We start from the raw sequence: 12,203 nt of genomic DNA on the forward strand, positions 1-12,203 counted from the left end.
GGCAGCCCCCCCCAGCCAGTGCAAGGGGATAATGCTCTTGCACCGCAGTGACAATTTCCACCACTCGCTCAACAATAAACGCTTCGCTTTTTTCGCCATACGGGAAAGCGACATTATCGAAAGCATAAATGTAATGGAGATCCGGTAAGAGACGCCGGATCTCGTCATAGACCGACAGCCCACCGACGCCGGAGTCAAACACCAGCACGGTGGGACGTGGTTCAGAAGGTGTAGCTGCCAGACAAGGTGTATTCCCGTCCTGCAGTTTGGTAGCCATAGACTGTCTCGTAATCTTTGTCGAACAAGTTGGCTATTTTACCACGAACAGTCAGATGAGAGGTGACCGGATACGCAACCGCAAGATCCCACAAGCTCACACCGCCCATTTTAACGGTTTGATAAGGATAAGATGAGTAATCCTTGTCATAGCGAGTGCCTAAATACTGATAAGTAATACCCCAGTCGAAGTCATACAGTTGCCAGTCAAGCTGATATTTCACCTGCTGTTTAGCGCGACGTAGCAACGGCGTGTCGGTAATCGCGTTACGCGCATCGACATAATCATAACTCACCGTATGCGTCAGCGGTCCGGTATCAAAATTGGCGGTCGCCTCGACGCCCTTAATCCGCGCTTTCCCTTCGTTGTAGTATTTGAGGGTGTGATCATCGTAATCGATCAAGTCACTAACATCGTTACGGTATCCGGAAATACGCCAGTTCACTCCAGCAGTTAAGCCTTCAAACGCCCCTTCCCACTGTTTGCTTTTCTCAGGGTTCAGATCCGGATTACCGTAGAAGCCATAGAGTTGCCCAAGATTAGGTGCCTTGTACGACGTACCATAAGAAGCGATAAACCGATAACCTTCGATGAATTCCCAACCGACGCTGGTTTGCCAGGTTCCATGACGACCAAACTGTGAGTTATCGTCGCTGCGTGCTGCGCCTTCAAAGGTAAAATCGCCGACTTGTTGCAATCCGGTCAGATAGATGCCGGTATTACGTTGATCATATCCATCCTCAACATAACCTGTACCCGGCGTCGTAGTCTGTTTCTGCCAGTCGACACCCGCACCAATACTACCGTGACCAACGATGACATTGTTTGCCCACTGAACGGTGTATTGCTTCATCTCATCAAGCGTTGCGGACGAATCATAACGACCATAATGGGGATCGTAGTTGTAATCTTTGCTATGGCTATAGCTGGTAATGAGTTGTGATTTAATCAGTTCGCCGTTATAGCGCAGCCCGGCGTCCCAGCTTTGGCTATAGAGTTTACGGGTATCGAGCAGCGGCGAGCCGGGAGAATAATACGCGTCATAATTGGTACGATTATCATAGCCATAGCCGCGCAAAAAGCCGCTCCAGGCATCAGTAAAGTTATGCTCCAGCGCGCCATAAAGCGTTTTACTTAAGAAACCATCGTTATCTGGCTGCGCTTGCGTTCCGGTATTGCCATAAGCGACAACATCATAACCATGAGTATGGGCATAATCGCCCAACAACGTTACTCGTGTCTTATCCCCCAGTTGTTGCTGCGTAGAGACATCATAGTTCTGATAACTATGGCTTCCCCACCCTGCTGAAATTTCCGTTCCGGGTTCATCGCGCGTCGTGATGATATTCACCACCCCGCCTATTGCATCGGAACCATATACGGCGGAACGCGGCCCACGGATATATTCAACACGCTGGACAAGCGCAATAGGGAACTGGCTAAGGTCGGCAGAACCACTCACCCCTGCCAGATTCAGGCGGACGCCATCAATTAACACCAACACATGACTGGCATTTGTACCGCGAATAAAAATAGATGAGAGCTGACCTGAACCGCCGTTTTGGGTGATATCCACACCAGGGAGACGGCGCAGCACATCATTGACCGAGGTCGACTGCCAGCGGTCGATATCCTGACGCGTCACAACGGTGGTTGGTGCAAGCACAGTGCTGCGCGGCTGTTCAAAACGGTTAGCAGTAACGACGAGAGTATCCGGGCTGGTATCCTGTGCCCAAGCGGAAAAGGCTGTGACGGAACACGCCGTCAGCAGCGAAGCTTTTTTAATCATTGTAAAGCATCCACAATAGAAGAAGGATGCCGCAGGTTTCACCAATATTACGCGATGATGAGAACCAGATGCGACGTTAGCCGGCAGGTCTTCGGGCTTGGAGGGGTATCTGAGGATACAAAGAGATGATGACTTCCCACCGGATGGCAGTGTCCGCATTACGCAATCATCGCACCTTTCCTTACCGCTGCGCGTCAGCTCCAGATTCGCACTGGATTCCCTATTAACTCACAGGACCGGCGAGTGGATGCTACAGGTTGTAACAAGTTGCTGTCCAGACGTAGCTCACAAATAGGAATCTATCAAGATCTGGACATCTGATGAGCAATCCCTACAATCGCCGCGTACATTTCATTTTCAGGATACATCATGACCCCCGAACACCTTCCAACAGAACAGTATGAAGCGCAGTTAGCCGAAAAAGTGGTACGTTTGCAAAGTATGATGGCGCCGTTTTCTGACCTGGTTCCGGAAGTTTTTCGCTCGCCGGTCAGTCATTACCGGATGCGTGCAGAGTTCCGCATCTGGCACGATGGCGATGACCTGTATCACATCATTTTCGATCAACAAACCAAAAGCCGCATCCGCGTGGATAGCTTCCCCGCCGCCAGTGAACTTATCAACCAGTTGATGGGCGCGATGATTGCGGGTGTGCGCAATAATCCCGTTCTGCGCCACAAGTTGTTCCAGATTGATTACCTCACCACGCTAAGCAATCAGGCGGTCGTTTCTCTGCTGTACCATAAAAAGCTGGATGACGAGTGGCGCCAGCAGGCAGAAGCCCTGCGCGATGCACTGCGAGCGCAGAATCTGAATGTGCATCTGATTGGTCGGGCAACAAAAACCAAAATCGAGTTGGATCAAGATTACATCGACGAACGTCTGCCGGTTGCAGGGAAAGAGATGATCTACCGTCAGGTGGAGAACAGCTTCACTCAGCCGAACGCGGCGATGAATATTCAGATGCTGGAATGGGCGCTGGATGTAACCAAAGGTTCAAAAGGTGATTTACTGGAGCTGTACTGCGGCAACGGTAATTTTTCATTAGCTCTGGCGCGCAATTTTGATCGAGTATTAGCTACCGAAATCGCTAAGCCATCGGTCGCTGCCGCGCAATACAATATTGCTGCTAACCATATTGATAACGTACAAATTATTCGTATGGCGGCGGAAGAGTTTACCCAGGCGATGAATGGTGTGCGCGAGTTTAACCGCCTGCAAGGGATCGATTTAAAGAGTTATCAGTGCGAAACCATTTTTGTCGATCCGCCGCGCAGCGGTCTGGACAGTGAAACCGAGAAAATGGTGCAGGCGTATCCGCGTATTTTGTACATCTCCTGCAACCCGGAAACGTTATGCAAGAATCTGGAAACATTAAGCCAGACGCACAAAGTTGAACGTCTGGCTCTGTTTGATCAGTTCCCCTACACGCACCATATGGAGTGCGGCGTGTTACTGACGGCGAAGTAAAACCCATGCCGGATGCGCCAGCATCCGGCATGTTAGTGATTACTCAGCAACTTCCTGCTTACGGTTACGCATCTTCGCGCCAATCCAGAACACCATAATGACGGACAGCACTGCCGGGAAGAAGTTAGAACCGATATCCGGATATTCCGCACGAACCACCGTGCTGTACAGCAGAACACCGAGAATAAAACAGGCGGCAGCCAGCCCCGGCAAGCCTACCGGCATGGTGCGATTAAGATAACGTTGATGCAGGCAGTAAACCGTCAGCACCAGAGAAATAATCGGGAATACAGAAAATGGCACAATGGAGCTAAACAGCGCCGCAAACGTACCATTGATCGATAAGCCAGCAACCAACGCCAGCAGCAGCGTACCTCTATCTTGATTTGCTTGTTTCATTACTCGTCCTTCACATTTCCCGGAATAGTTGCGGTTTTCTCTTGTTCACGGCGATACCAGTAATAAGCCCCTTTCGAAATCATTCGCAGTTGCAGTACCAGTCGCTCTTCTAATTGCCGACGTTGTTCGACGCCGACGTCCAACGCCTCGGCACCCGCACTGAAGACAATCGTCACCATTGCTTCGGCTTGCGCTTCAGTAAACGCACGAGGCATGTGGTTTTCGAGTTCCAGATAGTCCGCAAGTTCCGCAATGAAGTGCTGAATTTCACGCGCAACGGCGGCACGAAACGCAGCGGAAGTGCCGGAGCGTTCCCGCAATAATAACCGGAAGGCGTTCGGATTATTACCGATGAACTCCATAAATGTGGAGACCGAGGTACGGATCACACTCCCGCCTTTGGCAATACGCTGACGCGCCTGGCGCATGAGTTGGCGCAGCATCAAACCGCTCTCATCAACCATGGTCAGACCAAGTTCGTCTACGTCGCGGAAATGCCGGTAAAAAGAGGTGGGAGCAATGCCCGCTTCTCGCGCCACTTCACGCAAACTCAGGCTGGCGAAGCTGCGTTCAGCACTTAATTGGCTAAATGCGGCTTCCACCAGCGAACGGCGGGTTTTTTCTTTTTGTTGCGCTCTTACGCCCATCACAATGTCTGAATCCTTGCCAAAAGTACTGCTGGCACTATACCAGAGAATGAACATACTGGATTGCTCCAGTGTTGTGAATGAACGGTAACGCAATAAAACACATTTACTGCAGCTCTTTGGCTGGTTCTTTCACAAACAACAACGCCAGCATCGACAGCAACGTGCCGCCGCCCAGATACCACGCCGGAGCCGTCAGACTCTCCAGTAACACGATAGATTGCGTGGCGAAATATTGTGCAAAACCACCAAAAATTGCCACACCAATGCTATAAACCAGCGCGAAGCCCAATGCCCGGATCCGTTTCGGCAATAGTTCGGAAATCAACAACATTACCGGCACACCGCCAAGCGTAGTAAAGCTGACCATCACGAAAACCACCGTCAGCAACATGCCAGGGCTTGGGTAATTCACCAACAGCCAGAACGAAGGCCAGCTACAGAGAAGCACCATCACACGGGAGATTAAAATCAGCTTTTTACGCCCGACCGAATCACACAGCATCCCCACCAGCAGCGCCCCCACAAAAGTAATAACGCCCGCCAGTAACATCGCTGCATGAGAATAATGTTGAGGCATCGCCAGATACTTCGCCGCCCAGGTGCCGTAGTAAAAGAGGGAGATATAGGTTGCTACCGTACTGCCAATCGCGAGTAAAACACCGTTAGCGAGAGTCGCTTTATGTTGCAGAAGCAGGGAAAACGTACTTTCGCTGGCAGCAGCACTCTTCTTATTCGCCACTTCAGGCGCATCATTTTCCAGACTCAGGCGCAGCCAGCAACCGATGGGTGCTAACAGCACACCAATAAAAAACGGCACTCGCCAGCCCCATTCCGCCATTACGGTCTCTGAACCTGTGGCAAACGGCAGCCATGCACTCAACCCTAAAGCGACGATGCCACCAAAGGTCGTTGCCAGCCCCTGGGTCGCCAGCGACCAACTGCTGTAAAAGCCGCGACGATTTGCCGGCGCAGACTCAACCAGCAAAGACATTGAGGCGCCGACTTCACCACCTGCCGCAACGCCCTGGATCAGACGCGCCAGCACCAGCGTTGCCGTTCCCCAATAGCCCGCCGTCGCATAGGTCGGCGCGATGCCGATCATCAGTGTACCGAGGCTCATCAGGGCAATGGTGAACACCATCGCGGGTTTGCGTCCGAAACGATCGGCCCAGGCGCCAACGATAATCCCACCAAGCGGGCGCATAAAAAAGCTCACGCCAAAAGTCGCAAATGCCAGTAACAGCGCAACGTTATGATCGGCACTGGGAGGAAAGAAAAGTGTACTGATATAGACCACAAAAAAGTTGTAAACGCCAAAATCAAAAAATTCGAGCGCATTGCCAAACGCCGAGGCAAAAATCACCCGCTTACCGCTGGGCTTTTTCTTTACGCCCACCGATTCATTTACGATCGCCGTCATTCCATATTCCTTGCCAGAAAGTGTTGTTGTGTGTTGTTTTATTTATTGCAACCAGGCTTCCACCAGCGCGCCCCAGTAGCTACTTGCCGGCACCAGACTTGCATCGTTGAAGTCGTACCCGGGGTTATGCACCATGCAGGAACCTTCCCCGACATCACCATTACCGAACAACAGGAAAGCGCCTTTTGGCTGGGCTTCCAGCATGAAAGAGAAGTCTTCACTGCCCATCAGAGGCTTGATGCCAAACTCCGCCCTGTCTTCACCAAACGTTTCACAGGCCACCTGGCAGGCAAATCTCGCCATCGCCTCATCATTCACTAACACCGGAGTGCCGTTAACATGCGTCACATCAGCCGTAGCGCCAAAGCTGACTGCCTGGGCTTGTGCCAGAGCAGGAATACGGGTCAGAAGAAGTTGCCGGGTTTCACGGCTAAGCGAGCGGACGCTGATTTTCATCTCAGCACTATCTGGAATGACGTTAGCAGCCTCACCCGCAACAATGCTGCCAACGGTAATGACCGCCGCTTCCAGCGGATCGACATTGCGCGACACAATACTTTGTAATGCGGTGGTGATATGTGCCGCGACCAGCACCGGGTCGATGGCTTTGTGGGGAATCGCACCATGTCCACCACAGCCACGAACCGTAATGTGGAACTGATCCATTGACGCCATCAGCGCCCCTGGCTGAAAGTAAAACTTGCCAACCGGCAGACCCGGCATATTGTGCATACCGAAAATCACATCGCAGGGGAAACGGTCAAAAAGACCTTCTTTAACCATAATCTCACCGCCGTTGATCATCTCTTCAGCTGGCTGGAAGATGAGACGCAACGTGCCGTTAAAGCGGCGGGTTTCGGCAAGATAGCGCGCGGCACCCAGCAATATTGTGGTATGCCCGTCATGCCCACAGGCGTGCATCAAACCAGGTTGTTTGCTGGACCAGGGTTTGCCGCTATTTTCATAAATCGGTAACGCATCCATATCCGCCCGCAAACCAATACTTTTCTCTCCGTCGCCCACTTTTAAGGTGGCAACCACGCCGGTCGTCGCCAGCCCTTGCTCTACCTCATAGCCCCACTGGCGCAGCTTTTCTGCTACCAACGCACTGGTTTGAAACTCCTGTAACCCCAGCTCCGGGTTTTCATGGATCTGATGGCGAATCTCGCGCAGTTCTTCCTCAAACCCACGAATATAGTGTTCGATCATCTGCTATTCCCTTATTTATAGATAAACAGGCTAATTGACGGATTTTATTGATGGTATAAATACAAATATCCCATCAATATAAAATATTTATATATTTGTTTTATAAGAAAATTTCACAAAGACAATAACAAAAAAGCACGCTTCGGCAAGATAAAACTATAAGCCATAAGAAAAAGCGATTAATAGTAAATAAATGGGTTAAGAAGGGGGCAGACAAAGCAAAGGCCGCTCACGCTATAGCCAGATTAATGACGGGGATCAATTGGCTTACCCGCGATAAAATGTTACCATTCTGTTGCTTTTATGTATAAGAACAGGTAAGCCCTACCATGCCACATTCCTACGATTACGATGCCATAGTAATAGGTTCCGGCCCCGGCGGCGAAGGCGCTGCAATGGGCCTGGTTAAGCAAGGTGCGCGCGTCGCAGTTATCGAGCGTTATCAAAATGTTGGCGGCGGTTGCACCCACTGGGGCACCATCCCGTCGAAAGCTCTCCGTCACGCCGTCAGCCGCATTATAGAATTCAATCAAAACCCACTATACAGCGACCATTCCCGACTGCTCCGCTCTTCTTTTGCCGATATCCTTAACCATGCCGATAACGTGATTAATCAACAAACGCGCATGCGTCAGGGATTTTACGAACGTAATCACTGTGAAATATTGCAGGGGAACGCTCGCTTTGTTGACGAGCATACGTTGGCGCTGGATTGCCCGGACGGCAGCGTCGAAACACTAACCGCTGAAAAATTTGTTATTGCCTGCGGCTCTCGTCCATATCATCCAACAGATGTTGATTTCACCCATCCACGCATTTACGACAGCGACTCAATTCTCAGCATGCACCACGAACCGCGCCATGTACTTATCTATGGTGCTGGAGTGATCGGCTGTGAATATGCGTCGATCTTCCGCGGTATGGATGTAAAAGTGGATCTGATCAACACCCGCGATCGCCTGCTGGCATTTCTCGATCAAGAGATGTCAGATTCTCTCTCCTATCACTTCTGGAACAGTGGCGTAGTGATTCGTCACAACGAAGAGTACGAGAAGATCGAAGGCTGTGACGACGGTGTGATCATGCATCTGAAGTCGGGTAAAAAACTGAAAGCTGACTGCCTGCTCTATGCCAACGGTCGTACCGGTAATACCGATTCGCTGGCGTTACAGAACATTGGGCTGGAAACTGACAGCCGCGGACAGCTGAAGGTCAACAGCATGTATCAGACCGCACAGCCGCATGTTTACGCGGTGGGCGACGTGATTGGTTATCCGAGTCTGGCGTCGGCAGCCTATGACCAGGGGCGCATTGCCGCGCAGGCGCTGGTGAAAGGTGAAGCCACCGCACATCTGATTGAAGATATCCCTACCGGCATTTACACCATCCCGGAAATCAGCTCTGTGGGCAAAACCGAACAGCAGCTGACCGCGATGAAAGTGCCATATGAAGTGGGCCGCGCCCAGTTTAAACATCTGGCACGCGCACAAATCGTCGGCATGAACGTGGGTACGCTGAAAATCTTATTCCATCGGGAAACAAAAGAGATTCTTGGGATTCATTGCTTTGGCGAGCGCGCTGCCGAAATTATTCATATCGGTCAGGCGATTATGGAACAGAAAGGTGGCGGCAACACCATTGAGTACTTCGTTAACACCACCTTTAACTACCCGACCATGGCGGAAGCCTATCGGGTAGCGGCACTAAACGGCTTAAACCGCCTGTTTTAACGCTTTATCGAAATGGCCATCCATTCGTGCGCGGATGGCCTCTGCCAGTTGTTCATAACGACTACGCAGCGGTGAGCCTGGACGATATACCAGGCCAATAGTGCGGCGTGGTTCCGGCTTAATGCACGGCAGATAAACAACGCCATCGCGTTTGCGCTCTGGCGGTACAGCCAGCGCAGGCAGTAAAGTGATCCCGCTACCTGCCGCCACCATGTTGCGCAGCGTCTCCAGACTGGTGGCGCGGAAATGTGTATCTTCATCCGCCCCGGCTTCAAAGCAGAAGCCCATCGCCTGATCGCGCAGACAGTGACCATCTTCCAGCATCAGCAGTTTTTCCCCTGCCAGATCGGCCATCGGTACGCATTCGCGGTTCGCCCACGGATGATCTTCGTAGATAGCCAGCAACATTGGTTCGTCAAACAACGGCACTTCAATGAATGCTTCGCTTTCTTTCACCAGCGCGAGGATCACGCAGTCGAGCTTGCCACTGTCCAGTTGCGCCAGTAACTGGTGGGTCTGCGCTTCATGCAGATACATTTCCAGCTTTGGAAAGGTCTGGTGCAGCATCGGGATAATATGCGGTAGCAGGTAAGGCCCGACCGTGGGAATCAAACCAATGTGCAGCGGCCCGGACATGGTCTCGCCCTGCTGGCTTGCCATCTCTTTAAGGACTTTCACCTCACGCAGCACGGTACGCGCCTGATCCACCAGCAGCATTCCCGCCTGGGTGAATAACACTTTACGGCTGGTTCGCTCCAGCAGCATCACGCCCAGCTCATCTTCCAGCTTACGAATTTGCCCGCTAAGCGTCGGCTGGCTAACGTGGCAGGAATCTGCCGCACGCCGAAAATGGCGGTGTTCGGCTAGTGCCACCAGGTACTCAAGATCACGAATATTCATTATCCATCCTCCATCGCCACGATAGTTCATGGCGATAGGTAGCATAGCAACGAACGATTATCCCTATCAAGCATTCTGACTGATAATTGCTCACAGAAACGGAGCGGCACCTCTTTAACCCTTGAAGTCACTGCCCGTTTCGAGAGTTTCTCAACTCGAATAACTAAAGCCAACGTGAACTTTTGCGGATCTCCAGGATCCGCTTTTTTTTATTTCTTCCGACCCTCCAGCGGAGGGCCAGGCTGCAATACTTACTCAATGCGATCTTTGACGATAAAGAAGTAACACAGCGCACCAGTGAAGGTCACACAGGCCGCGATAACCAGCGCCAGATTAAACGAGTGCGTGGTATCCACCACCCAGCCGGTTACGATCGGAGCAAAGGAAGCAAAGACAAAACTACCAAAGTTTTGAATCCCGGCGATGGAAGCCACTTTTGTTTCTGACACCATCACCTGAACCAGTCCCCATGCAGATGTTCCCGCAAAATGCACGCAGAACAGCGCCATTGAGATAAACGCCACCGCTTGCGCAGGCGAGGAAGATTGCACGACCAGCAACGTTCCTAATGCCGACATCATCAAACCGCAGACAATAGCCGTTTTACGCGTCTTCGCCAGGTCGTAGCCTTTTTTCGCCAGTCGATCGACAACAATACCGTTAACCCACATCCCGACCGCCGCCGCGAGGAAAGGAATCGCCGCCACCCAGCCCGTTTTCGCCAGACTGAAACCTTGCTCGGCCTGCAAATAACCGGGTAACCACGCGATGTAGAGCCAACCGGTATAGTTAACCCCAGAGAAACCTAAAATCATCCCCCAGGTTGTCCGGTGCTTAAACAGCGCCAGCCACTCGCTAAATTGCAGCTGTGGACGCGGTTTAACCGGCGCGGAGAGATACGTCCGTTCTTCGTCGGTCAGGACAAACTGCGCCCGGTTGCGATACCACACGTACCAGCAAATCCCAACCAGAATCCCCGCTACGCCGATGATAACGAACATCGCCCGCCAGCCCCATGCCAACTGCATCAATACAAGAGCAGGAGGCGCGATGGCCTGACCGATAACGGTAGATGAGTTAAAAATTCCCAGCGCCGTGCCGCGTTCTTTTTGTGCATACCAGTCGGTAATAGATTTCACCCCCGCTGGCATAAATGGCGCTTCGCCAATACCCAGACCAATACGCATTAAAATAAAGTGGCTAAAAGAATTAACCATTCCTGTTAATGCCTGCATTAATGACCAGAATATCAAACCTGCGCCTAATACTATTCGTGGACCAAAACGATCTAACAAAATACCGGAAGGAAGTTGTGAAAAACCATAAGACAGAGAAAATGCAGAAAGCAAAACGCCAAACTCTGTCGCCGATAATCCTAACTCGCCACGAATCGCTTCGCCTGCCACACTCAGTGACGAACGGTCGAGGAAATTAACGATCCCCGCCATAAATAATAAAACCAGCGTCACTGTCTGAATACGACGAATCCGTTGCGGTTTATTACCCGCAACACTGGTTGACACATCAACGTCCATTTTTAGCTCCTTGAGCGGAATTAATCGATTTGATGACTATTCAGAAAATAATTAAGCGAACCGTTATTACCAGTTCCACAATGTGCCATCTTCCAGTCGTGCGACGGGGAGATACGCCGGGTCATACGGATATTTCGCCGCCAGTTTCTCATCGAAAGAAATACCCAGCCCCGGTTCATCGCCTGGGTGCATATAACCTTCATCGAAGCGCCAGCTATGCGGGAAGACTTCAAGCATTTGTTCGGAATAGCCCATGTACTCCTGAACGCCAAAATTTGGTACCCATAGGTCAAAATGCAGCGCCGCCGCATGACAAACAGGCGATAAATCTGAAGGGCCATGCGAACCGGTACGTACCTGATAAAGCGATGCAAAATCGGCAATCCGCCGCATCCCGGTAATACCGCCTGCATGGGTAATCGTCGTGCGAATATAGTCAATTAACTGCTCTTCGATTAACTGCTTGCAGTCCCAGATACTGTTAAACACTTCACCGACCGCAATCGGCGTCACGGTATGCTGGCGAATCAAACGGAAACATTCCTGATTCTCGGCAGGCGTCGGATCTTCCATCCAGGAAGAAGTAAATAAAAGGTAACTAAATGATTATAAAATACTATTTTGCTATGACCCCATCTACATAGTCCAAGATTTAGTACCTGTTTAAGCGATAAAAAAGAAAAAAAGGCGGCAATACTAATTAAAAGCCAAATACGTCGCTATGAATGAATTTTGATACCGCAATACCATCGCGGTAATGGTTCTTTCCCGTAGTCGTTTCTTTCCAGCAGTTCACTCATCTTGCACATGCAGGCCAGCCATTA

The 12,203-nt window shown here is 51.1% G+C and carries 9 protein-coding genes, 2 pseudogenes and 1 riboswitch; of the genes and pseudogenes, 2 read left to right on the forward strand and 9 right to left on the reverse strand.

Annotated elements, in window-relative coordinates:
* Both EQY_RS0109060 and btuB read right to left on the reverse strand, forming a co-directional pair.
* Positions 1-277 (reverse strand): annotated as a pseudogene (locus EQY_RS0109060) (glutamate racemase); the annotation flags it as partial.
* Positions 222-2,066, reverse strand: coding sequence for a TonB-dependent vitamin B12 receptor BtuB (gene btuB / locus EQY_RS0109065; RefSeq protein ID WP_024212481.1), 1,845 nt, complete (start codon positions 2,064-2,066; stop codon positions 222-224). The pseudogene EQY_RS0109060 and the gene btuB, both read right to left, overlap by 56 nt.
* Before the next feature lie 65 nt (positions 2,067-2,131).
* A riboswitch (cobalamin riboswitch) is annotated at positions 2,132-2,322 on the reverse strand.
* A gap of 113 nt (positions 2,323-2,435) precedes the next feature.
* Between btuB and trmA the strand changes: the two genes are divergently transcribed.
* On the forward strand, positions 2,436-3,536 hold the full coding sequence (gene trmA, locus EQY_RS0109070; protein WP_000186992.1) for a tRNA (uridine(54)-C5)-methyltransferase TrmA: 1,101 nt from the start codon (positions 2,436-2,438) through the stop codon (positions 3,534-3,536).
* Between the two features lie 39 nt (positions 3,537-3,575).
* On the opposite strand, the gene EQY_RS0109075 is transcribed toward trmA, so the two are convergent.
* From EQY_RS0109075 to EQY_RS0109090, 4 genes are all read right to left on the reverse strand, one after another.
* Complete coding sequence (locus EQY_RS0109075; RefSeq protein ID WP_000806411.1) at positions 3,576-3,935, reverse strand: YijD family membrane protein; 360 nt, start codon at positions 3,933-3,935, stop codon at positions 3,576-3,578.
* Entirely contained in the window at positions 3,935-4,585 is a 651-nt protein-coding gene (gene fabR, locus EQY_RS0109080) for an HTH-type transcriptional repressor FabR (RefSeq protein ID WP_123007655.1), read from the reverse strand. Before fabR ends, EQY_RS0109075 begins: the two co-directional genes overlap by 1 nt.
* Before the next feature lie 103 nt (positions 4,586-4,688).
* Positions 4,689-6,005, reverse strand: a complete 1,317-nt coding sequence (locus tag EQY_RS0109085; protein WP_000125449.1) for a citrate-proton symporter — start codon at positions 6,003-6,005, stop codon at positions 4,689-4,691.
* Positions 6,006-6,047: 42 nt separating this feature from the next.
* On the reverse strand, positions 6,048-7,214 hold the full coding sequence (locus tag EQY_RS0109090) for a M20 aminoacylase family protein (RefSeq protein ID WP_000569581.1): 1,167 nt from the start codon (positions 7,212-7,214) through the stop codon (positions 6,048-6,050).
* A 329-nt stretch (positions 7,215-7,543) separates the two neighbouring features.
* Here EQY_RS0109090 and sthA point away from each other — a divergent pair, with 329 nt between their 5' ends.
* Positions 7,544-8,944 (forward strand): Si-specific NAD(P)(+) transhydrogenase, encoded by a 1,401-nt coding sequence (gene sthA, locus EQY_RS0109095; RefSeq protein ID WP_001120810.1) that lies wholly within the window; start codon positions 7,544-7,546, stop codon positions 8,942-8,944.
* On the opposite strand, the gene oxyR is transcribed toward sthA, so the two are convergent.
* From oxyR to EQY_RS0109110, 3 genes and pseudogenes are all read right to left on the reverse strand, one after another.
* The gene (gene oxyR, locus EQY_RS0109100) at positions 8,927-9,844 is read right to left on the reverse strand and encodes a DNA-binding transcriptional regulator OxyR (protein ID WP_001025936.1); all 918 of its coding nucleotides are present in this window, start codon (positions 9,842-9,844) and stop codon (positions 8,927-8,929) included. The genes sthA and oxyR overlap by 18 nt on opposite strands.
* Before the next feature lie 251 nt (positions 9,845-10,095).
* Complete coding sequence (locus EQY_RS0109105) at positions 10,096-11,379, reverse strand: MFS transporter (RefSeq protein ID WP_000382178.1); 1,284 nt, start codon at positions 11,377-11,379, stop codon at positions 10,096-10,098.
* Between the two features lie 66 nt (positions 11,380-11,445).
* Positions 11,446-11,955 (reverse strand): annotated as a pseudogene (locus EQY_RS0109110) (enolase C-terminal domain-like protein); the annotation flags it as partial.
* Positions 11,956-12,203 lie beyond the last annotated feature (248 nt).

The organism is Escherichia sp. TW14182, assembly GCF_000208525.1.
Classification (GTDB): Bacteria; Pseudomonadota; Gammaproteobacteria; order Enterobacterales; family Enterobacteriaceae; genus Escherichia; species Escherichia ruysiae.

Bases quoted from the DNA above. Each gene is read 5' to 3' on its own strand.
- btuB (WP_024212481.1), bottom strand. From the start codon at position 2,066: ATGATTAAAAAAGCTTCGCTGCTGACGGCGTGTTCCGTCACAGCCTTT.
- trmA (WP_000186992.1), top strand. From the start codon at position 2,436: ATGACCCCCGAACACCTTCCAACAGAACAGTATGAAGCGCAGTTAGCC.
- EQY_RS0109075 (WP_000806411.1), bottom strand. From the start codon at position 3,935: ATGAAACAAGCAAATCAAGATAGAGGTACGCTGCTGCTGGCGTTGGTT.
- EQY_RS0109085 (WP_000125449.1), bottom strand. From the start codon at position 6,005: ATGACGGCGATCGTAAATGAATCGGTGGGCGTAAAGAAAAAGCCCAGC.
- EQY_RS0109090 (WP_000569581.1), bottom strand. From the start codon at position 7,214: ATGATCGAACACTATATTCGTGGGTTTGAGGAAGAACTGCGCGAGATT.
- sthA (WP_001120810.1), top strand. From the start codon at position 7,544: ATGCCACATTCCTACGATTACGATGCCATAGTAATAGGTTCCGGCCCC.
- oxyR (WP_001025936.1), bottom strand. From the start codon at position 9,844: ATGAATATTCGTGATCTTGAGTACCTGGTGGCACTAGCCGAACACCGC.
- EQY_RS0109105 (WP_000382178.1), bottom strand. From the start codon at position 11,379: ATGGACGTTGATGTGTCAACCAGTGTTGCGGGTAATAAACCGCAACGG.